This window comes from Kangiella sp. TOML190 (genome assembly GCF_023706045.1).
GTDB lineage: Bacteria > Pseudomonadota > Gammaproteobacteria > Enterobacterales > Kangiellaceae > Kangiella.
Window position 1 is genome coordinate 578,231 of sequence record NZ_BQYL01000001.1, and the last position, 25,374, is coordinate 603,604.

At 45.8% G+C, this 25,374-nt stretch carries 23 protein-coding genes, 1 tRNA gene and 2 pseudogenes; 7 read left to right on the forward strand and 19 right to left on the reverse strand.

Translation table 11 applies throughout. The features are described from left to right. Position 1: 1 nt before the first annotated feature. The 15 genes and pseudogenes from nuoN to ndhC form a co-directional block, all read right to left on the reverse strand. Positions 2–1,498, reverse strand: a complete 1,497-nt coding sequence (gene nuoN / locus NFS34_RS02785) for an NADH-quinone oxidoreductase subunit NuoN (RefSeq protein WP_251358360.1) — start codon at positions 1,496–1,498, stop codon at positions 2–4. Next, positions 1,498–3,012, reverse strand: coding sequence for a NuoM family protein (locus NFS34_RS02790; RefSeq protein WP_251358361.1), 1,515 nt, complete (start codon positions 3,010–3,012; stop codon positions 1,498–1,500). The genes nuoN and NFS34_RS02790 overlap by 1 nt, the downstream gene beginning before the upstream one ends. Before the next feature lie 24 nt (positions 3,013–3,036). After that, a complete protein-coding gene (gene nuoL, locus NFS34_RS02795) occupies positions 3,037–5,055 on the reverse strand; it encodes an NADH-quinone oxidoreductase subunit L (RefSeq protein WP_251358362.1) in 2,019 nt (672 codons plus the stop codon). Beyond that, positions 5,055–5,357, reverse strand: coding sequence for an NADH-quinone oxidoreductase subunit NuoK (gene nuoK, locus NFS34_RS02800; protein WP_251358363.1), 303 nt, complete (start codon positions 5,355–5,357; stop codon positions 5,055–5,057). Before nuoK ends, nuoL begins: the two co-directional genes overlap by 1 nt. Next, the gene (locus NFS34_RS02805) at positions 5,354–5,929 is read right to left on the reverse strand and encodes an NADH-quinone oxidoreductase subunit J (RefSeq protein ID WP_251358364.1); all 576 of its coding nucleotides are present in this window, start codon (positions 5,927–5,929) and stop codon (positions 5,354–5,356) included. The genes nuoK and NFS34_RS02805 overlap by 4 nt, the downstream gene beginning before the upstream one ends. Positions 5,930–6,012: 83 nt before the next feature. After that, positions 6,013–6,504: an NADH-quinone oxidoreductase subunit NuoI gene (gene nuoI, locus NFS34_RS02810; protein ID WP_251358365.1), complete on the reverse strand. Its 492-nt coding sequence runs from the start codon at positions 6,502–6,504 to the stop codon at positions 6,013–6,015. After that, positions 6,501–7,616 (reverse strand): NADH-quinone oxidoreductase subunit NuoH, encoded by a 1,116-nt coding sequence (gene nuoH, locus NFS34_RS02815; protein ID WP_251358366.1) that lies wholly within the window; start codon positions 7,614–7,616, stop codon positions 6,501–6,503. Before nuoH ends, nuoI begins: the two co-directional genes overlap by 4 nt. Further along, a complete protein-coding gene (gene nuoG / locus NFS34_RS02820; RefSeq protein WP_251358367.1) occupies positions 7,616–9,697 on the reverse strand; it encodes an NADH-quinone oxidoreductase subunit NuoG in 2,082 nt (693 codons plus the stop codon). The genes nuoH and nuoG overlap by 1 nt, the downstream gene beginning before the upstream one ends. Next, positions 9,671–9,836, reverse strand: a pseudogene (locus tag NFS34_RS02825) (2Fe-2S iron-sulfur cluster-binding protein); the annotation flags it as partial. The pseudogene NFS34_RS02825 and the gene nuoG, both read right to left, overlap by 27 nt. A 3-nt stretch (positions 9,837–9,839) precedes the next feature. Then, positions 9,840–11,120, reverse strand: a complete 1,281-nt coding sequence (nuoF, locus tag NFS34_RS02830) for an NADH-quinone oxidoreductase subunit NuoF (RefSeq protein WP_251358369.1) — start codon at positions 11,118–11,120, stop codon at positions 9,840–9,842. 15 nt (positions 11,121–11,135) lie between these two features. Further along, positions 11,136–11,630: an NAD(P)H-dependent oxidoreductase subunit E gene (nuoE, locus tag NFS34_RS02835; protein ID WP_251358370.1), complete on the reverse strand. Its 495-nt coding sequence runs from the start codon at positions 11,628–11,630 to the stop codon at positions 11,136–11,138. 7 nt (positions 11,631–11,637) lie between these two features. Then, positions 11,638–12,891, reverse strand: a complete 1,254-nt coding sequence (locus tag NFS34_RS02840; protein WP_251358371.1) for an NADH-quinone oxidoreductase subunit D — start codon at positions 12,889–12,891, stop codon at positions 11,638–11,640. After that, complete coding sequence (locus NFS34_RS02845; protein ID WP_251358372.1) at positions 12,884–13,603, reverse strand: NADH-quinone oxidoreductase subunit C; 720 nt, start codon at positions 13,601–13,603, stop codon at positions 12,884–12,886. The genes NFS34_RS02840 and NFS34_RS02845 overlap by 8 nt, the downstream gene beginning before the upstream one ends. After that, complete coding sequence (locus tag NFS34_RS02850) at positions 13,596–14,117, reverse strand: NADH-quinone oxidoreductase subunit B family protein (protein ID WP_251358373.1); 522 nt, start codon at positions 14,115–14,117, stop codon at positions 13,596–13,598. Before NFS34_RS02850 ends, NFS34_RS02845 begins: the two co-directional genes overlap by 8 nt. Before the next feature lie 14 nt (positions 14,118–14,131). After that, entirely contained in the window at positions 14,132–14,488 is a 357-nt protein-coding gene (gene ndhC, locus NFS34_RS02855) for an NADH-quinone oxidoreductase subunit A (RefSeq protein ID WP_251358374.1), read from the reverse strand. A gap of 202 nt (positions 14,489–14,690) precedes the next feature. Here ndhC and NFS34_RS02860 point away from each other — a divergent pair, with 202 nt between their 5' ends. Both NFS34_RS02860 and NFS34_RS02865 read left to right on the forward strand, forming a co-directional pair. Next, entirely contained in the window at positions 14,691–16,001 is a 1,311-nt protein-coding gene (locus NFS34_RS02860) for an HD-GYP domain-containing protein (protein ID WP_251358375.1), read from the forward strand. A 115-nt stretch (positions 16,002–16,116) separates the two neighbouring features. Beyond that, complete coding sequence (locus NFS34_RS02865) at positions 16,117–17,136, forward strand: YheT family hydrolase (RefSeq protein ID WP_251358376.1); 1,020 nt, start codon at positions 16,117–16,119, stop codon at positions 17,134–17,136. Positions 17,137–17,206: 70 nt separating this feature from the next. Here NFS34_RS02865 and NFS34_RS02870 read toward each other — a convergent pair whose 3' ends face one another. The 4 genes and pseudogenes from NFS34_RS02870 to tpiA form a co-directional block, all read right to left on the reverse strand. Then, complete coding sequence (locus tag NFS34_RS02870; RefSeq protein ID WP_251358377.1) at positions 17,207–18,580, reverse strand: DUF11 domain-containing protein; 1,374 nt, start codon at positions 18,578–18,580, stop codon at positions 17,207–17,209. 276 nt (positions 18,581–18,856) lie between these two features. Then, positions 18,857–18,943: transfer RNA gene (locus NFS34_RS02875), tRNA-Leu, on the reverse strand. Positions 18,944–19,350: 407 nt separating this feature from the next. Then, positions 19,351–19,555, reverse strand: a pseudogene (secG, locus tag NFS34_RS11620) (preprotein translocase subunit SecG); the annotation flags it as partial. 4 nt (positions 19,556–19,559) lie between these two features. After that, a complete protein-coding gene (gene tpiA / locus NFS34_RS02885; protein ID WP_251358379.1) occupies positions 19,560–20,315 on the reverse strand; it encodes a triose-phosphate isomerase in 756 nt (251 codons plus the stop codon). Between the two features lie 503 nt (positions 20,316–20,818). On the opposite strand from tpiA, the gene NFS34_RS02890 reads away from it, so the two are divergent. Genes NFS34_RS02890 through nqrE form a run of 5 tightly spaced genes read left to right on the forward strand, consistent with a single transcriptional unit; the run spans position 20,819 to position 25,369 of the window. Further along, positions 20,819–22,165: a Na(+)-translocating NADH-quinone reductase subunit A gene (locus tag NFS34_RS02890; RefSeq protein ID WP_251358380.1), complete on the forward strand. Its 1,347-nt coding sequence runs from the start codon at positions 20,819–20,821 to the stop codon at positions 22,163–22,165. Between the two features lie 2 nt (positions 22,166–22,167). Then, positions 22,168–23,373: an NADH:ubiquinone reductase (Na(+)-transporting) subunit B gene (locus NFS34_RS02895; protein ID WP_251358381.1), complete on the forward strand. Its 1,206-nt coding sequence runs from the start codon at positions 22,168–22,170 to the stop codon at positions 23,371–23,373. Beyond that, the gene (locus NFS34_RS02900; protein WP_251358382.1) at positions 23,366–24,124 is read left to right on the forward strand and encodes a Na(+)-translocating NADH-quinone reductase subunit C; all 759 of its coding nucleotides are present in this window, start codon (positions 23,366–23,368) and stop codon (positions 24,122–24,124) included. The genes NFS34_RS02895 and NFS34_RS02900 overlap by 8 nt, the downstream gene beginning before the upstream one ends. 1 nt (position 24,125) lies before the next feature. Then, entirely contained in the window at positions 24,126–24,761 is a 636-nt protein-coding gene (locus NFS34_RS02905) for an NADH:ubiquinone reductase (Na(+)-transporting) subunit D (RefSeq protein WP_251358383.1), read from the forward strand. Beyond that, entirely contained in the window at positions 24,761–25,369 is a 609-nt protein-coding gene (gene nqrE, locus NFS34_RS02910) for an NADH:ubiquinone reductase (Na(+)-transporting) subunit E (protein ID WP_251358384.1), read from the forward strand. Before NFS34_RS02905 ends, nqrE begins: the two co-directional genes overlap by 1 nt. Positions 25,370–25,374 lie beyond the last annotated feature (5 nt).

Consider the following 25,374-nt stretch of genomic DNA (forward strand, 5'->3'; position numbering starts at 1 on the left):
CCTAAATATACTGAAAGGCTTTTTGGCAGAAGTCGATTAGTTGTGCGGGGAATAAACCCAAGGCAATCACGGCGATACCAGTTAGGCCGAGGCCGAGACGCAGGCTGCGATCCGCTCGGATTGGGTTTTCCACTTCGGGCTTGTCGAAGAAGATAACTTTGACGACTTTAAGATAATAGAAGAGCCCGACAATTGACATTACTGCAGCGACAATGGCAAGCCATACGAAATTGCCATTATCTGAATTTAAGACCGCTTGAATCACTTCTAACTTTGCCCAAAAACCAATAAACGGCGGCAAGCCGGCCATGGATAAAAACAAGAAACTAATCAACAAGCCAGCCCAAGGGTTACGCGCACCAAGTCCTTTTAGATCATCAATCAATTGAATTTCTTGTTGTCCTTTTGCCATATAAATCAAGCAGCCAAAACCGCCCAGCGCAGTTAGCGCATAGGTCAAAATATAGAAAAGTGAAGCACTGTAACCTTGGCTATTACCAGCGATAAAGCCTAATAAAAAGTAACCAATATGGGCTATGGCAGAATAAGCCAAGAGTCGTTTGATATTAGTTTGCGCTAACGCCACTAAGTTGCCGACCAACATAGAAAGCACCGCTAAAATAATGAGTAAACTCTGCCAGTCCAACAAAGCGCCGGCAAAACCAAAAACCAATACTCGGATGGCTAAACCAAACACTGCAACTTTTGGCGCGGACGCTAGGAATACGGTAGTAGCCGTCGGCGCGCCATGGTAAACATCGGGCACCCACATCTGAAACGGTACTGCGCCAAACTTAAAGGCTATCCCTACAACGATAAAGACCAAGGCAAAGCGTAGGGTCAAGCTGGCTTCGTTTTCGGTCAAATAAGCGGCGATATCGGCGATATGAATATTGCCAGTGACGCCATAAACAAAAGAAATGCCGTAGAGTAAAAATCCGCTGGCAATGGCACCCATAACGAAATATTTTACTGCCGCTTCGGCGCTCATTTTCTCACGGCGGTTCATCGCTACCAGCGCATACAAACACAGCGACATTAACTCCAAACCTAGATATAAGCTTAATAAACTAGCACCGCTGACCAGCAACATCATACCCAGCAAGGCAAATAGGTGTAGCAAATAGTATTCACCTCGTAAAATTCGCCGTTGCAATATATAAGGGCGTGCAAAGACTAGCGAAATACTAGTTAATATCAGCATCGAAATTTTTAAGGTCGCTGATAAAGGATCGTGAATAAAATGGCGATGAAATAAAAAGTCTTGGCTAGTTGGGAACTGGAATAAAATGATGATCCCAGTAGCGATTAAAATTAATTGCGCCAACTTATAGCTTAAACGGCGATCAATGTCAGCCGAATAAACGTCGATTAAAAGCAGCACAGAAGCAGCGGTTAATAAAAATATCTCTGGCAATAAAGGCCAGAAGTTATGGCTAAAACCGATGCTGACATTCGGTAAAGCTTGTGAGACTAGCGCCAGTAGATTGAAATCCATTAGGGCGTTCCTCCTAACTTAGTTTGCGTCAGCGCAAGAAGCTGCTCTAAAGACGGTTGCATCATCTCAATTAACGGTTGCGGATAGATCCCCAATACTAAAATTAGGATCGCCAAGGTTAACAAAATGCCTTTTTCTCGCGAATTAACATCTTCGAGCCGTTCTATCGTATCGTTGAGCGGCTTGCCAAAAATAACTCGCTTATAAAGCCATAAACTGTAGGCAGCGCCTAAAATTAAAGTGGTTGCAGCGATCATGGCAATGCGCCAATCCGCTTGGAATGAGGATAAAATCACAAAGAACTCGCCAATAAAGCCCGAAGTGCCTGGCAAGCCAGCATTGGCCAAAACAAACAGCATCATCAAGGCGCCAAACATCGGCATACTGTTAATCACGCCACCATAATCAGCAATATTACGGCTATGCACTCGATCATATAAAACGCCAATCGAGAAAAACAATGCACCGGAAATTAGACCATGAGAAATCATTTGGATCATGGCGCCCTGAAGTGCCATCGAGCTGATACTCAAATCGGCTAGGCTGAAAATAACAAAGGTACCCAAAGTAACAAAGCCCATATGAGCAATCGATGAATAAGCGATTAGTTTTTTCATATCCTGCTGCGCCAAAGCGACAAAGCCGATATAGGCAATCGCAATTAAGGAGAGTAGGATTAAAACCCAAGCGTATTCATTAGCTGCATCAGGCGTTATTGGCAAAGCAAACCGCAAGAAACCATAACCGCCCATCTTAAGCATAATTGCCGCTAAAATGACCGAGCCACCCGTAGGTGCTTCCACGTGCGCATCGGGTAGCCAAGTATGCACTGGAACCATCGGGATTTTTACGGCAAACGCTGCCACGAAGGCAATAAAAATCCAAACCTGCTCTAACATGGAGAGCGGCATTTTTTGCAAATCAGCAATTTTAAAAGAGCCTGCTTCGGATCCCATATAGATCAGCGCCACTAACATGAAAATCGAGCCAAAGAAGGTAAATAAGAAAAATTTGATGGTGGCGTAAATTCGGTTAGGCCCACCCCAAACACCGATCATCAAAAACATCGGGATCAACATGGCTTCCCAGAACACATAAAACAGGATCGCATCTTGCGCAGCAAACACGCCGTTCATCAAGCCGGTCATCACCAAAGTGGCAGAAAAGTATTGAGCGCGTCTAAATTTAACACTTCCAATGGCGCCAATTACTACCAGCAAATTTATCAAAGCGGTAAGCGCGATTAGAGGCACTGCAATACCATCAACACCTAACGAATAGTGAATACCAAGCGAAGGGATCCAAGCGGTATGTTCGAGTAGTTCTGGCTGACCAGTATCTCCTTGAAATAAATACAGCAACACTAAGGTTAAGGCAATAATGACCACCGATAGCAAGATGCTGATCCGCTGACTCCAAACTAACAATTTATCGCCAGGACCAAACAACACCAAAAAGCCGCCAATCAAGGGCAACCAAATCAGTAAACTTAAAATTGGTATTTGCGTTAGCATTTAATTTTTATCTCAAGTTGTGGTCTATTGTCGTAAAAAAATGTAGCCAATAAAGCCTACCAATCCCACTAGCATCAGCAGGGCGTAATGATATAAATAACCCGTTTGTAGTTTGCGCGCCTTGGCCGCAAGCTTGGCAACCCCTCGCGCGCTACCATTAACTAAACCTTCATCAATCACGGCCTTGTCGCCATAACGCCATAGAAAATTACCTAAACGCAAGGAACCTTGGGCAAAGAATTTTTGGTTAAACTCATCGAAATAATATTTGTTCTGTAGAATTTTGCGGACTGGCAGTAAAACCTTACTGAGTAACTCGGCAATCTGTGGTTTCAACGCAAAGACCAGATAAGCAGTCGCCGCACCAATCAACAGCAGCCAGAAAACGGGGGTCACAAAACCGTGCAAGGCAAAAATCCAAGCATTGCCAAATATCTCGCGTAAGTGCGCCATGCTGTCATGCTCGCTAAGCACCATAATCGCATCGTCAAAATAGTCGCCAACCAGCATCGACTCGGCACTAACCCAACCGATAGTTAATGAAGGGATCGCCAATAAAATCAGCGGATAAGTAATGACCTTTGGCGATTCGTGCAGATGGCTCTGGGTTTCTTGATCCATTCTGGGCTGACCGTGGAATACCAAAATTAACATTCGGATACTGTATAAAGCGGTCACCACCACCCCAGCCATCACCGCAAAATAGGCAAAACCCGACCCCCAACCGTCGGCCTCGGCAACCGCCGAAATAATTGCATCTTTCGAGTAAAAGCCTGCGAAAAAGGGCGTTCCTATCAAGGCTAAAGTACCAATAACCGAAGTCCAATAGGTGATCGGCATGTATTTTTTGATGCCACCCATTTTGCGAATATCCTGCTGATGGTGCATAGCGACAATCACCGAGCCAGCTGCTAAAAAGAGTAACGCCTTAAAGAAAGCATGGGTAAAGAGGTGGAATACTGCCGCCGAATAAGCCGAGACACCTAACGCCACTACCATGTATCCTAACTGCGACAGGGTGGAATAAGCCACGATACGTTTGATGTCGTTTTGTACTATTCCCACTAGCCCCATAAAGAGCGCGGTAATAGCACCAATAATCGTTACCATCGCCAACGCTGTTTCAGAAAACTCAAATAGCGGCGACATTCTAGCAACCATAAATACCCCTGCAGTAACCATAGTTGCCGCATGGATCAGCGCCGAAATAGGCGTTGGACCTTCCATGGAATCGGGTAACCAGACGTGCAAAGGAACCTGTGCTGACTTACCCATAGCACCAATAAATAAACAAATACAAATAAAGCTGATCGCAGACCATTGCACCGAACCCCAAGCAGCAAAGGTTTTCTCCAACCCTACCGCTGCCAAAGCTGAAACTTCGGGCGCAGCAACCGAATCATGAATCGCTTTGGCCTGCTCCATTTTGTCAAAAACTGGCGCATAATCGAGGCTACCAAAAAGATACAAGACGCCGCCAATACCTAATAAAAACCCAAAATCACCCACGCGATTGACCAAGAAGGCTTTCATGTTGGCAAAAATTGCCGTCTCTTTTTTAAACCAAAAACCAATCAATAAATAGGACACAACCCCAACCGCTTCCCAACCAAAAAACAGTTGCAAGAAATTATTCGACAGCACCAACATCAACATCGAAAAAGTGAACAAGGAAATGTAGCTAAAAAACCGCTGATAGCCCTCATCGTCATGCATATAGCCAATGGAATAGACATGCACCATCAAGCTGACAAAGGTTACCACCAGTAGCATCACAGCACTTAAACTGTCGCTGAGGAAACCAATCTGAATGCTCAGTTGGCCAAAACTTGCCCACTCATACAACGTTTGATTAAGCGGCTCGGCATCGCCATAGAAATAGGACAAAAAGACTTTAAGAGATAGGACAAAAGACACCGCGACCAAACCAATGGTCAAGCGATGCGACCAAGTTTTACCAAGCTTTTTGCCAAATAAACCAGCTAAGATAGCGCCAATCAAAGGCGCAAAGGTGATAATCACTAGCTGATTAAAAATAGTCATTAGCCTTTTAGTTCCTCTAAGCTTTCAACGTCAATACTGCGATGGGTTCTAAACAGCACCACTAAAATCGCCAAACCAATGGCCGCTTCGGCCGCTGCTACGGTCAAGATGAAAAAGACAAAAATTTGCCCAGTGGCGTCGTCAAGGTAGCGGGCAAACGCAATAAAATTGGTATTAACCGCCAGCAACATCAATTCAATACACATCAAAAGCGTAATCACATTTTTGCGATTGATAACGATCCCAACCACACTAATGGCGAACAAGATAGCGCTCACAATTAAGTAGTGCGTTAAGCTCATGTTGCATCTCCCGAATCTTTTTCTGGCTCAGCCCTTAGCATTTCCGATTTCATCGCCACAATTTTTAAGCGCTCTTCTTTAAGCACCTTATGCTGCGCCGGAATCGACTGGCCCTTACGCTCGCGACGTCCGCGGAAAGTCAAACTAATCGCCGCGATAATCGCCACCAATAAAATTACGCCTGCAATTTCAAACGGATAAAAATATTCGCCGTAAAGCAATCGGCCAAGCTCTTCAACGTTGGAATAACCTTGCTCATGTTTTGCCGGTTCAGCGATGACTTCACTGCCAAACACTTGCGAGCGAACCACCCAATAAATTCCGCCAAACAATGCCAAACCAACCAACAAGCCCAATGGCAAATGCTTAGCAAAGCCCTGTTTTAGCGCAGCGAAATCCACATCCAACATCATCACCACGAATAGAAACAGCACCGTTACCGCGCCCACATAAACCAAGACGAGAGTAATGGCCAGAAATTCAGCTTCTAATAAAAGCCATAAGGCTGCTGTTGAGAAAAAAGTTAAAACCAAACACAATACTGCTTGCACCGAATTTTTTACCGTAATCACGCCAATTGCCGCAATAATGGTCAGCGCCGAAAAAAGTAAAAAACCATCGCTTCAATATTCAATTCGAATTACCTGCCCTTGCATTAGCGATATGCTGCATCTTCAATTTTATCTTCGGCGATCATAACTTCGTAGCGATCGCCAATGGCTAACAACTGCTCTTTAGTTAAAATATTGTCGCCACGTTTTTCAAAGTGATAATCAAAAATTCGCGTTTCCACAATCGAATCCACCGGACACGACTCTTCACAAAAGCCACAATAAATACACTTGAACATATCAATTTCGTAGCGAGTGGTACGCCGGGTACCATCCGACTCGCGCGGCCCCGCCTCAATGGTAATAGCCGCCGCCGGACACACCGCTTCACACAATTTACAGGCAATACAGCGCTCTTCACCATTGGGATAACGACGCAGGGCATGCAAACCACGAAAGCGCGGTGACTGGGGTGTTCTTTCTTCTGGAAATTGTACCGTTACTTTACGTTTAAACAGGTGTCGCCAAGTAAGCCACAGCCCCGCACGCAACTCGGTCAAAGCATAGGTTTTGAAGAAGTGCTTTATTTTATTCATGCTAGCACTCCGCTTATGAATCGCTGCGCAGCGGTAGTTATTTCGCTAATGTCCGCAGTTAGGTTACTAGTCACGCCCCGACCATCAAACCACCAGCCCCATTCAAACTTAATCCAAAAGGTTAAAACAATTAGCCAAATCACGGTCACCGGAATAAACACTTTCCAGCCGAGGCGCATGATCTGATCATAGCGATAACGCGGGAAAGTCGCCCGCAACCAAATCATCATAAACAAGAACCAAGCAGCTTTTAGCAATAACCACAAGGTTCCAGGCACCCAGTCGGTAGCTGCTTCTAAATAAGGAATACCTTGAAAGGGATTGAGCCAGCCGCCAAAGAAAAACAGCGCCGTTAACACAGAAATTAGAATCATATTGGCGTATTCGGCCAAGAAAAATAGCGCAAAGGCCATGCCGGCATATTCCACATGAAAACCGGCGACAATTTCCGACTCACCCTCAGGCACATCAAAAGGCGCGCGATTGGTTTCTGCTACCCCTGAGATCCAATAGATTGCCAAGATAGGAAACAGCGGGATCCAGAACCAATGCAGCAAACTACCACTTTGCGCTTCGACAATAGCGCCAAGATTCATACTGCCGCCAGCCATCAGCACTGCCACCAGCGCAAAACCCATAGCAATCTCATAGGACACAATTTGTGAAGCCGAACGCAACGAACCCAGCAAAGCGTAACGCGAATTGGAAGCCCAACCGGCGATAATCACCCCATAAACCCCGATTGAAGTCATCGCCAATAAATAAATTAAACCGGCATTGGTATCAGAAAGAACCAACTCCGCATCGAACGGCACCACCGCCCAAGCGGCAAAAGAAGGCGCGATAAATAACACTGGCGCCAATAAAAACAAGGCCTTGTTAGCCCCCGAAGGAACTATCACTTCTTTCATTAACAGCTTGACCACATCGGCGATAGGCTGCAACCAACCTTTAGGACCCACTCGATTTGGTCCCAAACGCATCTGCATATAACCGATCAATTTTCGCTCGGCATAGGTGGTATAAGCCACCGCTAAAATCAAAGGCAGCAAAATCATTAGGATTTTGCCGACAATCCAGAGGGTTTCAATCAACAATTGAGCAAAATCCATCAAGGCCCCCCGATAATGTTATGGAAAGGGCTGAGTGGCGGACGCTTCAGTTCTTCTTTGCCTTGTGCCATGACGGTTTGCTGCAAAGCAGGAGCACGTCGAACATAACAATCCGACTGATAAATATTGGCTGGTTCTGGACTAAAACCTGACTCGGCAAGTGTTTCAGGGCAATTCCAGCGAGACTTGATTTTATCGCCAACCGCTCCCATTCGGCCTTTAACTTCTTGTCGCACATCCGGCGCTGAAACATAGTCAAAATTCTTTAATTTCAATAGGTTGCCAAGCACTCTCAAGACCTTCCAAGCAGGCTTTGCCTGCCCAGGAGCATTAGCGCAAGCATTAAATTCTTGCCATAACCCATTAGCATTAACATAAGATCCGGCCGACTCTAAATAGGTCGCGATTGGCAATACCACGTCGGCATATTTGAAAGCTTCATCATCAGCAAAACTGGTTAAAGAAACCACAAAATCGGCATCTTTTGCCATCGCTACCGCCTGCTCAGCATAAACCGAATCTTTTCCTAATTCCGTTTTTAGCAACATTAGCGCTTTTTTACCGCTAGCAATCATTTGCTTTATGCTTTGGCCACCCTCTGCAACATCCGCGCCAGAAGGTCCGCGATGGGGAATTGCGCCAGCTAGATAAGCACCCGCACTATTGCCGCCGTGGGATAAGAAGCCGTAACTCGAGCCTGATAAAGCGGCGATGGCCTTAGCTAACTGTCGTAGTTGACTGGCTTGACTAAATTCCACCGCAGTCAAGCCGAGAAGCAAACTACTTTTTTCAGCATTTAGTAGCATTTTTGCTATTTTTTCATGCTTTTGACTAATTTTAGCCGATGATACCAGTTCTTGTAGCCCTTCAAACTTGGTCAGTTTGTCTTGGTTATGTTCCAGCTGCGCTAGATATTTGGCAATGGCCGCCAGTTGCATCACCCAATGATCAGGCTCGACTATCAATTCATGGCTCAACTTAAAGTTATTATAAATTTTTCTGGCGCTGATACTGGCAACTTGACCATACCGAGTAGCCTTACGGATCCGCAGCGCGGCCAGCGGCTGATCTTTGCGTAAGTTAGCCCCGATTAGTAAGCAGGCATCCAACTGCTCTAATTCAGAGAGCTCTATGCCCAATTGCGGGTAAAGCGATTCATGTTGTTGGCCGCTAAAATCGGTAACTCTTAACCGATGATCCACATTGTTCGAACCTAGCCCGCGCATAATTTTTTGCAGTAAATACAATTCTTCGGTGGTTGCTATCGGGCTGGCAAGGGCAGCCAACTGTTCAGCCCCTTGCGCTTCCTTGATCATATTCAGTTTACTGGCAGTTCGTTCCAACGCCGTTTCCCAGCCAGCTTCGATCCACTCGCCATTTTGCTTAATCATAGGCGATAGCAAGCGCTCACTTTTATTAGTCGCTTGATAAGCGTATCGATCCCGATCCGATAGCCACACTTCGTTAGTGGCTTCATTTTCTTTGGGTGCTAAACGAATAATCTCATTGCGCCGAGTATGAACGTGTAAGTTAGTGCCAATACAGTCGTGGGGCGCAATCGAATCGTATTGGATCATCTCCCAAGCACGCGCTTGATAGCGCGATGGCTTGGCGGTTAAAGCACCCACAGGGCAAAGATCGATAATGTTGCCGGACACTTCAGAATCCACCGACTTTTCGATAAAGGTGCTGATTTCCGTATGCTCGCCGCGCCCCACCGCACCCATTTCACGAATGCCAGCCACTTCGCGTCCAAAACGCACGCAACGAGTGCAATGAATACAGCGAGTCATTTCAGTTTCGATTAAGGGACCAATATCCTTATCTTCTACCACCCGCTTTCTTTCGGTAAAACGTGATACGTCTTTACCGCACTCCAAAGCCACATCCTGCAACTCGCACTCACCACCTTGATCACAAATCGGGCAGTCCAGAGGATGATTAATAAGCAAAAACTCCATCACCGATTTTTGCGCCTCTTTAGCCACCAGCGATTCGGTTTTAATGATCATGCCATCGGAAACTGGCGTGGCGCAGGCGGGCAACGGCTTTCTTTGGCCTTCCACTTCGACCAAACACATACGGCAATTGGCCGCCACCGAAAGCTTTTTTATGGTAACAAAAGCGTGGGATCTCATAGCCATGAGCGTCTGCCACTTCAATAATCATAGCGCCTTCTTCAGCTTCTACTTTTTGACCATTGATTTCGATGGTTAACATAAACTAACTCGCCTTTTTGATGCTTTTAGCAGTAATTTCGGGGATTTTAGCTTCAAATTCGCTTCTAAAGTGTTTAATAAAACTCTGTACTGGCATCGCCGCCGCATCCCCGAGCGCACAAATGGTACGGCCCATAATGTTGCCGGCGATCTCATCCAGCTTGTCTAAATCATCAAGCCGCCCTTTACCTTCGGCAATCCGATGAATCACCCGCGACATCCAGCCAGTGCCTTCGCGACAAGGCGTGCATTGGCCGCAAGATTCTTCGTAATAAAAATGGGCTATTCGTGCCAAAACCTTCACCATGTCGGTATCTTCATCAAACACCATCACTGCGCCAGAGCCGAGCATCGAGCCGGCTTTGCCGATGGCATCATAGTCCATGGTTAATTTCATCATGGTTTTAGCTGGTAAAATCGGTGCGCTGGAGCCGCCTGGGATCACCGCTTTAAGCTTTTTACCGTCTTTCATTCCGCCCGCCATTTCCAATAGTTCGGCAAACGGCGTGCCTAGGCCAATTTCGTAATTACCGGGTTTGTTCACATGCCCCGAAATCGAGAAAAGTTTAGTGCCGCCATTATTGGGAATACCCAAATCTAAAAACCACTGGCCACCTTTGTCCAAAATCACCGGCACCGAAGTAAAACTTTCCGTATTGTTGACGTTGGTGGGTTTACCAAAAACACCATAATTGGCTGGAAACGGTGGTTTAAATCGTGGCTGCCCTTTTTTACCTTCAAGCGATTCGATAAGCGCGGTTTCTTCGCCGCAAATATAAGCCCCAGCACCAATATGGCTGTAGAGATCAAAATCGACTCCCGAACCTAAAATATCCTTGCCTAACAAACCGGCAGCGTAAGCTTCTTCAAGCGCTTGCTCGAAGCGCTCAATCGGTTCATAAAACTCGCCGCGCATATAGTTATAACCAACGGTTGCGCCCATCACATAGCCGCCAATGGCCATGCCTTCGATTAACTGATGCGGGTTATAGCGCAAAATATCGCGATCTTTAAAAGTCCCTGGCTCGCCTTCGTCAGAATTACAGACTACATACTTTTGGCCATCCAAATGACGCGGCATAAAACTCCACTTTAAACCAGTCGGGAAGCCTGCCCCGCCGCGCCCGCGCAAACAAGACAGTTTTAACTCTTCAATAATTTCTTCGGGCGGCGTTTTTTCTTGTAGGATTTTTTTCCACACTTGATAACCGCCTGCCGACTGGTAAGTATCCAGCGTCCAAGGTTGATTCAAATGTAGCGTTCTAAAACAAACTTCGTTTGCCATTTAAGTTTCTCAATCCTAAGTTAATTCTTTCACCAGATGCGCCAACTTATTCACATCCAAGTTTTCATGGTACTGCTTGCCCACCTCGAGCATTGGTGCGCCACCGCAAGCGGCTAGGCACTCTACTTCTTTGAGCGTAATACGACCATCGGCAGTCGTTTCACCCGGTGCTATGCCCAGCTCATCTTTAAACCACTGTTTCAAATCGTCGCTGCCTGCCAACATACAAGAGATATTAGTACACAGCGATACCACATGCTTGCCTCGCGGCTCAAGCGAAAACATCGAATAAAAAGTCGCCACTTCGTAAGCCGCAATGTGCGGAATTTCCAAATAATCGGCCACCGCATCCATGGTGTCACGCGCCAAATACCCTAACTCATCTTGCGCGATGGAAAGCGCAGGAATGACAGCTGCCCGTTTCCGTTTAGCTGGGTACTTTTCGATCCAACTATTGATCTTGTCAATCGCTGGCGCCGATAAAAGTTGGGGTAAGTTCGCTTTGCTCATTGACGCCCTACCTATCGATCTCGCCAAAGACGATATCTTGCGTACCAATAATCGCCACCACGTCAGCCAGCATATGCCCTTTGACCATTTCATTCATTGCCGATAAATGGGCAAAACCAGGCGCACGAATTTTTAATCGGTAAGGTTTGTTGGCACCATCGGACACCAGGTAAATACCAAACTCACCTTTCGGGTGTTCGGTCGCCTGATAGACTTCGCCTTGCGGCACGCAATAGCCCTCAGTAAACAACTTAAAATGATGGATCAACGCTTCCATATCGTCCTTCATCGCCTCGCGACTCGGTGGCGCGACTTTATGATTATCCAGCATCACAGGGCCCGGATTGTCTCGCAGCCACTCAATACACTGGCGGATAATTCGATTGGACTGACGCATCTCTTCGACCCGCACCAAATAGCGATCGTAGCAATCGCCTTTAGAACCCACCGGAATATCAAATTCCAGTTCAGGATAGACTTCATAGGGCTGCTTTTTACGCAGATCCCATTCAATCCCTGAGCCGCGTAACATGGGCCCAGTTAAGCCCAATTGCAGCGCTCTGTCCGGCGAAACAATACCCACGCCAACGGTTCTTTGTTTCCAAATTCGGTTGTCGGTCAACAGGGTTTCGTATTCGTCCACTCGCTCGGGAAAGCTCTCGGTAAAATCCCACAAAAAATCCAGTAAAGAGCCTTGGCGATTTTGATTGAGCTCATCCACTTTTTTCTGGTTGGAAAACTTGGAAACCTGATACTGCGGCATTTTTTCTGGCAAATCTCGGTAAACTCCGCCAGGTCTAAAATAGGTCGCGTGCATACGCGCACCGGAAACCGCTTCGTAAGCATCCATTAAGCTTTCACGCTCGCGAAAAGCGTATAAAAATACGGTCATAGCGCCAATATCCAAACCGTGCGCTCCCAACCACATTAAATGATTTAAAATACGGGTAATTTCGGCGAACATGACGCGAATATACTGGGCACGCTTGGGCGGCGTGATTCCCATCAGTTTTTCAATCGCCAGCACATAAGCGTGCTCGTTGCACATCATGGAAACGTAGTCGAGCCGGTCCATATAGCCAATGGACTGATTAAAAGGTTTTGACTCGGCTAATTTTTCGGTCGCACGATGGAGTAATCCAATGTGCGGATCGGCGCGCACCACCGTTTCACCATCCATTTCCAAAATCAGGCGCAAGACACCATGCGCCGCTGGATGTTGCGGGCCAAAATTCACCGTATAGTTACGAATTTCAGCCATTGCTACCGTCCTTTTGGGCTTGCTTTAGCGACTCTTTCAAAGATTGGGGATCCGCCACGTAGATGGTCTCATCATTTTCACGAATCACTTTCGGTACTAGCACTCTTGGCTCAATCGAAACTGGTTCATAAACGCAGCGATTTTGTTTAGCATCAAAGCGCATCTCGACTTTGCCAATTAAGGGAAAGTCTTTTCTAAATGGATGTCCAACAAAGCCATAATCCGTTAACAAACGGCGCAGATCCGGATGGCCTTCAAATAAAATCCCAAATAAATCAAAGGCTTCCCGTTCAAACCAATCGACCCCATTCCAGATTTGAATGACTGAATCGATGGTAGGTCGCGACTCATTCACCAAACATTTCAGTCGCAAACGCTGGTTATTAACTAGGGATAATAAGTGGTAAACCACCGCAAAACGCTCGCGCTTCCATTGCGATTCTTGTTGCGACAAATCCTGCCGCCCACGGCTGAAACCCGAACCCGTAGCCTCATCAGTGGCCCACTCATCAAGTCCAAACTGCAAATAGTCCACCACCGTCAGATCGACCAATTGCTCAAACTGTAAACAGTCTTCGTCCCGTAGTTGTAAACACACTGGCAGCAGATCCTGCTTGCCAATTTCGATGGTCACTTCGCCAAAAGCCTGCTCGCAAGCAATTAACTTATCGCCAAAAACTTCACCTAATCGGTCAATCAAAGTTTTAGCCAAGCGCCACCTCACTTTTGTCATCGGTCTTTTTTGGACGACGCGAAATCACCGTGGAGCGCTTAATTTTATTTTGTAATTGGATAATGCCATACAGCAAAGCTTCCGCGGTTGGCGGACAGCCTGGCACATAAATATCCACTGGCACGATGCGATCACAACCGCGCACCACCGAATAGGAGTAATGATAGTAGCCGCCACCATTGGCACAGGAGCCCATAGAAATAACCCACTTTGGATCGGGCATCTGATCGTAAACTCGGCGTAACGCTGGGGCCATTTTATTAGTCAAGGTTCCGGCCACAATCATCACGTCCGATTGCCGCGGGCTAGGACGAAAGACAACCCCGAAGCGATCCAGGTCATAACGTGCCGCGCCAGCATGCATCATTTCCACCGCACAACATGCCAAGCCAAACGTCATCGGCCACATGGAACCGGTACGCGCCCAATCGAATAGCTCTTGCACACTGGTGGTAAAAAATCCGTCTTTATTGAGTTTGTCTTCAATGCCCATAACCGAAAGCGCTCCTACTCCCAATCCAAAGCGCCCTTGCGCCATTCGTAAGCAAAACCGACTAATAACAACAAGATAAAAACACCCATAGCGGCGATACCAAACCAACCGATTTCGTCGAATACCACAGCCCAAGGGAAGAGAAACGTGACTTCCAAATCGAAAATAATGAACAGAATTGCCACCAAATAAAACCGCACGTCAAATTTCATGCGCGAATCTTCGAAGGCATCGAAGCCACATTCAAAAGGCTTTTCTTTATCTTCGGAAGGGTTAGAAGGGCCTGCAAAATAACCAAAGATTAGCAGACCGCCGCCAAACAGCAGTCCTATCAGAACGAAAACCAGTATTGGTGCATATTCTGCAATCATACATCTATGGCCATCTTAAAAATGCGCGACCTAACTCCAAGAATTTATAGAATATTATTTTTAAATAACCTTACCAGCCATCCGGTATTTTGGCTAGTCCTTTTGCGCGGCGGTGATAGAAAGCGTCACTTTGGTCACAGTTTTCTAAGCATTTGATTTTTCTGATTTTATAATTAAGATGAAATGAATAGAGGGTATAATAATGAGTCTCATCGCAAAGTTATTTGCAAGGCAAAAAACAAGGAAAACGCCACTTCAAAAGCAGCGTCAAGGTGTACCAGTACACCAAGAAGTTGTTAAACGCAAAATCTCCAGCCATGAACTGCAGATCGGCATGACGGTTATCGACTTGGATCGCCCTTGGACCGATTTACCCTTTATTTTCCAAGAAGTGACTATTAGTACCGAAAAAGAACTCGATGTTTTTCGCCGCTACTGCCAGCACGTATACATTGATTACACCTCGCTAAAGCTCCATCGCGAACAACAAATCGCCAATTTGCGACAACAAATTCGCTATAAAATGGAAGCCAGCAGTGCCCGAAAAGTACAGAAAAGCCTGAAAAAAGAATTACCCAAAGCAAAAAAAGCTTTTGATAGCTCTAAGCACCACATTCAAGAAGTGATGCAGCAGGTACAAAAAGATGGCCACATAAATGTGGAGCAATCAAAAGTACTCGTATCGCAGTGTGTTAGCAGCATTTTGAGCAATCCCAGCGCCATGTTTTGGATGACCAAAATTAAAGACCAAGACGAATACACTGCCGAACACTGCCTGCGCGTCGGGATTCTAGCCATTACTTTTGGGCGCCATTTGCAGCTTTCTGAAGAAGAATTACACCTCTTAGGATTATGTGGCATGCTCCACGATGTGGGAAAAATGAAGATCCCCAATTCTATTTTAAATAAACAAAGCGCCTTGACCGAGCAAGAGTTTGATATCGTCAAGGAGCATGCGGTATTGGGCTATATATTCCTGAAAGAACACGGCGGTATTGATGAAGTAGTCTGCACCGCAGCTTATAACCACCACGAAAGCCTGGTTGGCGATGGTTATCCCCGTCAGCTAGATGCTGCTTATTTGAGCGTCTACGACAAGATTATTGCGATAGTTGATAGCTACGATGCGATGACGAGCGATCGTTGCTACCGCAAAGGAATGTCGCCGGAAAAAGCTACCGCTATTTTGTATAAAGAAGCCAATCATCGCTACGACAAATATTTGGTGAAAGAATTTATTAAAATGGTTGGCGTCTATCCTGTTGGCTCTTTAATTAAACTTAACAACGGTTTCTACGCGATTGTGTTATCGGTAAATCCGGATAGCAAATTGGCGCCAGTAGTAGAAATCATTGCAGACGAAAACAAAATACCACTCAAACGAAGAATTGCCTTCGATCTATCCAAGCAGAAAAAATATAAAGGACAAGTCTTAAAAATTGCCTCTAGTGTTTCTGACACCGAAATCGATCTTGAGGTCAGTAACTACATCGAGAAAGCTGTCGCTATCTAAAATAGCGTTCCGAGCAACTGTTCCCAGCAAATATGCTGAGCATTTGTTTTTCGAGCTTTATCCAGTATATGATTGAGTTAAAGCAGTCGCAGAATATCAACATTGAACCTTTAGCATGAATCAAGCCATAGCAAAAAAGCAGATAAAAATTCAGCAAGTTGATTTTCAACCGCCTTTTTGGGCAAAAAACTGCCATGTGCAATCACTATTAGGTACCGTTAAATTTCGTCGGCCCTTGTTGATCAAGAAAGCAAAAACCATGCTTGCAGCCAGTCGGGAAATTTTATTGGAAGCAGGCACCGATGAAACCGGAGCTGAAGTAAAGCTACAAAGTTTTTTCTCACCGCAGCCAGATCCTAAAACCACTACCGTGATTTTGATCCATGGTTGGGAAGGCAGCCACGAATCACTCTACTTGTTGTCCTCAGCCAATAGTCTCTATCAAGCTGGTTATCAAGTATTGCGATTAAACTTGCGGGATCATGGCAGCAGCCACCATCTTAATCGCGCACTGTTTCATTCCAATCGACTACACGAAGTGGTTAACGCCGTTCGCTTCGCCCAACAAAACTTGGAGTTTGACAATACTCACCTGATAGGTTTTTCGTTAGGCGGCAATTTTGCTACTCGAATCGCTGAGCAAGCCAATAGTAACCACATTCGGCTTAACAAAACCCTCGCCATTTGCCCAGCCATCAACCCAATGGATATTTTGCACCAACTGGAAAATGGCTTGAGCTTTTATCACGATTATTTTATCAAGAAATGGAAACGCTCTTTGCGCAAAAAGCAGCAACACTTTCCCGATTCTTACAACTTTGAACAGATCTATCCGATGAAATCCATGCGCCAAATGACGGAACATTTGCTACAACTGTTTGGCGACTATCAAAGTGCAGAAGAATACTTCAATGGCTACGCTCTAAGCGGTGAAAAACTGCAAAACTTGGACTCCGACGTGACCATTTTAATGAGTAAAGACGACCCGGTCATTAACTATCAAGACACCTTTAGCCTTACTCAAAATGAGTACCTACAAATTTATTCCAGTCAATATGGCGGTCACTGCGGGTTTATCAAAAATGCCAAACTTGAAAGCTGGGCCGATGATTTTATTTTGCAACAGTTAGCTTAACCATCAATTACAACACCTATCAACGCTAGCGTCCTTTAAGCTAGTGACCGCAGTCTAAAAGTACCGCTACCTAGTAGCCAGCGGGAGATGCTGGGTAATTTCCAGTGACGGTATAAATAATTTGTCCCCCATTGGGGAAAACACTGATGGTTTCGCTAATGGAGCCTGTGCCATTGGCATTTGGGCATAGCGCACCGCCAGAAGCGCTACAGTTCCAGCTAGCTCGGGCCATCGCAGTTGGCAAAGTATCCGTAACAACTAAGCCATCAACCGTATCAGGGCCATTGTTATCGACCCTAATAACATAGCTAAAGGCTGCGCCTGGGGTGTAGGTTGAAGTGCTGTCAGTTTTGGTGACACTCACATCAGCGACTCTCGCATCATTAAGATAAGTGCAGATCACATTGGTATCCGAAGCTGATGGAGTTAAAACTCCATCAGCAACGTCCGTATCGCCCGAACCTGTACAGCTCAAACTGCTATCATAAGTTCTACCATTAGCAGCTCCCAAAGTTTCGCTAATGGTATAGTCCACTCCAGAAATCACTTCGGTAGCGACTCCTGAGTCGATTTCCGCAGCCGCGTTAGCAGTAGAGTCTAAGTCATTAACGGTAATGGTTCCTCCGGAAACACTAACCGTAGCAGTATCATTTACTGCCGCGTCAACCCATTGTTTGCGTAGAGTTAGGTCGGTGGTAAAAATTGAAAAACCATCTAGACCATTGACAATACCTAGGGCGCCCGGTCTGTCGGTATCCGGATCTTCGCACTGCTCGTAAATCATAACGATAGAGCCAACACTATTAGCATTAACGCTAACAATTGCCTCCGGTGTTCCTGGCCCATTGTTAGAAGTCCCCTCGATAACAAAACTATTCGCTGGCGTCCCAGCGGATGGTGGAACTTCAGAAAAGGTAGTAGGGCCAGTGCCAGTGGCCACACTAAAACTACTTGCAGGCACCGGTAGGTTATTAATGTCAAAGGCGCGTATTTCAAGGCGATCACAAAATTCATTGGACGAACCTGCTGGGGTTTCTAAAACTCCGTTAACGTTACTATCGACATCCCTTAGTGTCATCGAAGGATTGTTGACCCCTAAAGGTAAGATGCCAGAACTAAATGTCCAAGTCAGTATCGCCTGCTGAGCATCCTGAGCCGCGATATTGACGTTGATTTCAGGGTCACCGTTGGGATTAGTCGCAAGGTAAGCCACAGCGCCGTTTACCGAGCCAGTAGTGGTATTCACTTGCAGTTGTACTGCTGTTGGCTCGCTAGAAACACTGCTATCAGCGTTTAAAAAGTTAGTAACATTTGTTCCAGTCCAGATATCCGTATCATCGATTGTTACTGTATAAGGCTCTTCGGTTTTAACTTGATTGGCCATCGTCAACAGCAAAGCAAAAGTGCCCAAACGCACAAAGCTCTTAGCTAGAGTACTGTTCATCTAAACCTCCTAGGAAGATCGATTTAAATAAAGGAAATTTATTGTTATAAATTTTGTTTTAGTTGTAGTCAGTGACGACTACTTTATTCAGTAATGTAAATTACAGAAATCAAAAAAATAGCAATACTTTTCGTCCTATAAAAGCTACCATTCATCTGAAAAGCGCTTATTTTAAGCTCTAAATCTAACTCATGGCACTCAGCGCTACGAAAGGACCGGTCTAATAAACGCAGCAAAGCCCATAAAAAAAGCACTATATAATAGTGCTTATTAAATTGGTGCTCGGAGTGGGACTTGAACCCACACGGCCATACAGCCACTACCCCCTCAAGATAGCGTGTCTACCAATTCCACCACCCGAGCGAAAAAGGTTGTTGCTTATTGATCGCCGTCGGCTTTTTCCTTAAGGTCTTTTTTTGCTTCTTCAGCAGCATCTTTGGCTTCGTCAATTTTCTTGTCAGTGTCAGCTTTTAATTCTTTAGCTTTGTCTTCGGCATCTTGAGTCACGTCATTGGCTTTTTCTTTAACTGCATCAGCCGTTTTCGCCGCTTCGTTTTTGACGGTATCTTTGATTTCAGTTGCCGTTGGAATTTCCGTAGCTAGGGTTTCTTTTGCGGCAGTGGGAATTTCAGTTGAAACAGCTTCTTTCTTCTCAGATGGGATTGCATTGAGGCTATCCACATTGTCAGGAGTGACCACTTTTACCTCTTCAGCGGCATCGTCTAAAATATTCGACGCTTCAACACCGCGGTTTTTAATACCGGTAATCGCTAAGGCAATCACAAAAAACAAAATAGCCAGCACTGTAGTGCTTTTAGTTAAGAAGTTACCCGCACCTGGCGCACCGAATAAGGTGTTAGAGCCACCAGCACCGAACGAAGCGCCCATTTCAGCACCTTTACCCTGCTGGATCAAAATGATCCCGATTAACAAAAGGGCGACTACCAATAAACTGATCATTAAAAATAATTGCATTTTTTTATCCTGCTGCTTTACATATTGCAATAAATTGTTCGGCTTTTAGCGAAGCTCCGCCAATTAGACCACCGTCTATATCGGGTTGCGCTAAAAGTTGTTCGGCGTTAGTAGGATTCATACTTCCGCCATATAAAATTCGTGTTTTGTGCGCTATTTGCGCATCAAATTGTGCCAAATGGGCTCGAATGTCCGCATGCACCGCTTGCGCTTGCTCTGGACTAGCCGTTTTTCCCGTACCAATTGCCCAAACGGGCTCATAGGCAATCACGCCCTGACCCAAAGTTTCGATGCCATACTGTTCGATCACGGCATCAATTTGGCCTTTAACTACCGTCATAGTGGTGCCAGCCTCGCGCTCTTCAAGGGTTTCGCCGACACAAAGCACCGGAATTAAACCTTTAGTCAAAGCGGCATTAAATTTTTCCGCCACTAACTTCGAGTTTTCACCGTATAAGCTACGTCGCTCAGAATGTCCGACCAACACATATTGCCCGCCGACATCCGATAGCATGGCCGCGCTGATCTCGCCCGTAAAAGCACCTTGCGCTTGCTGTGAGAGGTTTTGCGCACCCACTTTTATGCCAGAAATTCCAACAAAATCAACTACTAAGGGCAAATAAACGGCTGGCGCACAGACTAATACTTCGCTCTGCCAAGCAGGATCTAACTGCTCTTTGATGCCATCCATTAATTGCTTAATGGAGCGGCTATCACCATTCATTTTCCAATTGCCAGCGATAAGCTTCGTTCTTACCATAACTACTCTTTAAGTTAACCGTTAGCAGCTCAATCGTTAGTGCCTGAGACCGCTTTTACTAGAGTTTACCAATCGCCTAAAAACCGATCCCGCGTTAGAAGCGCAGCCACGGCGAAATTAGGTTGGATTTCGGCTTTTTATAAAAGGGCGCAAATGATATATGAAAGCCTTGCCAAGCACAAGGAATAAAAGCTTATTCAGGACAGCTGCTAATCCATAATAGTGAGACTTTTTCAGCTATTTCCCTATAAAAGTCATGGATTTTGGGGGCTTGATCCAAGTATAATACGCGCCTTAAAAGGCTTTGTTGCATCTTCAATGGAAAACCAGCAAAGGCTTTTGTTTTAACACTTTTGGGTACAGCGAAATAGAATAGAATGATTAGCGCTGGTTGTGGACTTCACAATCCAGTGTTTTGTTATGTTTTCACTATCTCAAAAGTTGTTTTGAGGATTCGACCTCTTCATTCAATTTAAATCATTAACCAAGAAAAGTAGCGACCTATGATTAAGATTAAAAAAGGCTTGGATTTACCCATCGAAGGGCAACCCGAGCAGACGATCTCAGACGGTGCTACGGTAAAAACCGTTGCCATTCTCGGCGAAGATTACGTTGGCATGAAACCGACCATGCAGGTTCAAGTGGGTGACTCGGTGAAAAAAGGCCAAGTAATTTTCGACGATAAGAAAACTCCAGGAGTATCCTATACTGCTCCAGCTGGAGGTACCGTAACCGCCATTAACCGTGGTGCTAAGCGAAAACTGCTATCAGTAGTGGTAGAAATCGCAGCACAAGAAGATGCGGTAACTTTCAATCAATATTCTGCCGAGCAGTTAGCAGTTCTTGAGCGCCAAGCGATCGTCGATCAAATGTTAGCCTCAGGAATGTGGACAGCGCTGCGCACTCGTCCTTATTCCAAAGTTCCGGCGATTGACAGTGAAACCAAAGCGATTTTCGTTTCAGCCATCGATACTAACCCATTAGCGGCTGATCCTGAGGTGATTATTGCAGAAAATGCCGAAGCCTTTAACCAAGGCTTAACTTTGCTAAGCACCTTAAGCAACGGTAAAGTTTTTGTAGCTACTAAGGCTAACAGTAACCTCAATCAATTGGATCACCCTAAAGTTCAATACGAAGCTTTCTCAGGGCCACATCCAGCGGGCAACGTCGGTACTCATATTCATTTCTTGTTCCCTGCTGCGGCGGATAACTTAGTTTGGCATATTGGCTACCAAGACGTAATTGCGCTGGCAAAATTGTTTACCACGGGCGAGCTTTATATGGATCGCGTGGTCGCCATTGGCGGTACTATGGTCACTAAACCGCACTTAGTACGCACTCGCCTAGGCGCTAATATCGATGAATTGTTAGTCGGCGAAGAAACTAAAGCCGATAACCGCCATTTGTCCGGTTCGGTCTTAAACGGTTTCCATGCGATTGACGCGCGTGCTTTCCTCGGTCGCTATCACAATCAAGTCAGCGTAATTAAAGAAGGACGTGAAAAAGAGTTCTTTGGCTGGGTAAGACCTGGCTCGGACAAGTTTTCCGTAACGCGCGCCTTTATTTCTGCATTTTTGCCGAAGAAAAAATTCGCCATGACCACCACCACCGGCGGCTCGGAACGTGCCATCATGCCAATTGGTTTATATGAGCGAGTAATGCCGCTGGACATTTTGCCGACCCAATTGATTCGCGCTTTGGTCACTGGTGATACGGATACCGCTCAGCAGCTTGGCGCGTTGGAGCTGGATGAAGAAGATTTAGCTTTATGTACTTTTGTTTGCCCTGGCAAATATGAGTATGGCCCAATTCTTCGTGAAAACTTAACGAAAATTGAGAAGGAAGGCTAAGCATGGGTTTAAAGAATTTTATTGAAAAAATCGAGCCGCATTTTGAAAAAGGCGGCAAGTGGGAGAAGTGGTATGCGCTTTACGAAGCGGCTGCGACTATCTTCTACACTCCCGGCCATGTGACCACTAACGGTTCGCACGTACGCGATAATATCGATTTAAAACGTATTATGATCATGGTCTGGTTCGCTACTTTCCCGGCCATGTTCTGGGGTATGTGGAACATCGGTTATCAAGCGCAGCTTGGCGTGATGAATGGCTTGAATCTACCGGATATATGGCAAGTGGGCTTTTTCCAGTTCTTTGGTGGCGCTATTACCGCAGACACCAGCTGGTTCGGACTCATGTTCTACGGCTCTTGCTTCTTCCTGCCAATTTACGCCACGACCTTTATCGTCGGCGGCTTCTGGGAAGTGTTGTTCGCCAGTATTCGCGGCCATGAGATCAACGAAGGTTTCTTCGTCACCTCGATTCTATTCGCGCTGATCGTACCGCCGGAAATTCCGCTATGGCAAGTAGCGCTAGGTATTAGCTTCGGTGTGGTGGTTGCAAAAGAAATCTTTGGCGGCACTGGTAAGAACTTCATGAACCCAGCTTTGGCCGGACGTGCCTTCTTATTCTTTGCTTACCCAACGGATATTTCAGGTACTGAGGTTTGGGCAGCGGTCGATGGTTTCTCCAGCGCTACGCCGTTAGCGGCAGCAGCGGCTGGATCCATAACCGACTACAGTATCAATCAAAACTGGTGGGATGCTTTCTTAGGCTATATCCCTGGTTCGATTGGTGAAGTGTCGACCTTAATGATCATGATTGGCGGTTTTATTATCATCGCCGCACGAATTGCCTCGTGGCGTATCGTAACCGGCGTTATGTTAGGCATGGTGGCATCATCTTACTTGTTGAACTTTATCGGAAGCGATACTAACCCCATGTTTGCCATGCCTTGGTATTGGCATCTGGTTACTGGTGGTTTTGCCTTTGGTATGTTTTTTATGGCGACCGACCCTGTCTCGGCCGCGCTGACCAACAAAGGTAAATGGTACTTTGGTGCGCTAATCGGCATCATGGTGGTCTTGATCCGTGTGGTTAACCCAGCCTTCCCTGAAGGGATGATGCTGGCCATTTTATTCGCCAACCTATTTGCGCCATTGATTGACCACTTTGTGGTTCAGGCCAACATTAAACGGAGGGCTCGTCGTCATGTCTAAGAAAGAAAGTCCTACTAAAACTATCGTGGTTGCTTTGCTATTAAGTTTGATTTGTTCGGTGGTGGTTTCAACCGCAGCCATCAAGCTCAAGCCGATTCAGCAAAAAAACCAAGCGCTGGATAAGAAGCGTAATATTCTGGTGGCTGCTGGCATGATCGAATCAGGTTCGTCGGCAAGCGTGGAAGAACTGTTTCAACAAGTCGAGTCAAAGCATGTGGATTTGGCGACGGGTGAATTTGTCAATGTTCCTCCTAATTTCGATCAGCGTAAAGCGGCCAAAAACCCCAACAGTAATGTGGCTTTAACTGCCGAGCAGGATTTGGGCGGGATTGGTTCGCGTGCGCAGGTTGCTAATGTTTATCTGGTCAAAAAAGATGGTCAGCTTGACAGCATTATCTTCCCCATCCATGGCAAAGGCTTGTTCTCCACCCTGTATGGATTTATCGCTTTAGATAAAGATCTAAAGACGGTAAAGGGTATTAAATACTACGAGCACGGCGAAACTCCAGGCTTAGGTGGCGAGGTTGAAAACTCCACTTGGCTAGCTAAATGGCCTGGCAAGCAAGCTTTGGACGCAAATGGTGAACCCGTCTTAACTTTGGTTAAATCAGTACCAAGCAACGACACTCAAGTTGATGCTCTTTCAGGCGCCACTTGGACCACCAATGGCGTTCAAAACATGATCCACTTCTGGCTAGGTGATAACGGTTTCGGCCCTTTCCTAGACAGAGTAAGAGCGGGGGACATTTAACATGGCTTTTGATAAACAAGAAGCTAAATCGGTTTTATTTGCACCGATTTTTAACAACAACCCCATCGCCTTGCAGGTATTGGGGATCTGTTCTGCCTTAGCGGTTACCGTCAAGTTAGAAACAGCATTTGTAATGAGTTTAGCCTTAACCATGGTTGTGGCTTTCTCGAATTTACTGATCAGTTTGATTCGTAATCATATTCCGTCCAGCATTCGTATTATTGTCCAAATGACCATTATCGCCTCGTTGGTAATTCTAGTGGACCAAGTTCTGAAAGCTTACGCCTATGAAGTTTCAAAGCAGCTGTCGGTATTTGTTGGCCTGATTATTACTAACTGTATCGTGATGGGTCGTGCCGAAGCTTATGCCATGAAAAATGGTCCATTCATGAGTTTCTTGGATGGTGTTGGTAACGGTCTTGGTTATTCGATTTTGCTGATCGTGGTTGCTTTCTTCCGTGAACTATTCGGTTCGGGCAAGCTATGGGGCTACACCATCTTCCAAAGCGTTTCCGATGGCGGCTGGTATCAAACGAACGGTTTATTACTGTTACCAGCAAGCTCATTCTTTATTATCGGCTTGTTGATTTGGGCGCTTCGTACCTGGAAAACCGACCAAGTGGAGGCTAAAGAATAATGGAACATTATTTATCATTATTTGTTCGCGCAGTTTTCGTTGAAAACTTAGCCTTATCATTCCTATTGGGAATGTGTACCTTCTTGGCGGTATCCAAGAAGATTCAAACGGCGATTGGCCTTGGTATTGCGGTCGTGGTCGTACAAACTATCACTGTACCGGTTAACAATTTGTTGCTTAACAACTTGTTGGCAGAAGGTGCTTTGAGCTGGGCAGGCTTTCCAGAAGCTGACTTAAGCTTCTTAGGTCTAATCGTTTATATTGGCGTTATCGCGGCGGTGGTTCAGATCTTGGAGATGACTCTAGATAAGTTCTTCCCTGCACTCTACCAATCCTTGGGTATCTTCTTGCCTTTGATTACGGTGAACTGCGCCATTATGGGTGGCTCCTTATTTATGGCCGAGCGCAACTATAACTTCTCAGAGTCGATTATGTTTGGCTTTGGCTCGGGTTTTGGTTGGGCATTAGCAATTGCCGCACTTGCCGGTATTCGTGAAAAAATGAAATATTCTGATGTGCCTGATGGGCTGCGCGGTTTAGGGATCACCTTTATCGTGGTCGGTCTAATGGCGCTTGGATTTATGTCATTTACTGGTATTAAGCTGTAAGGGGA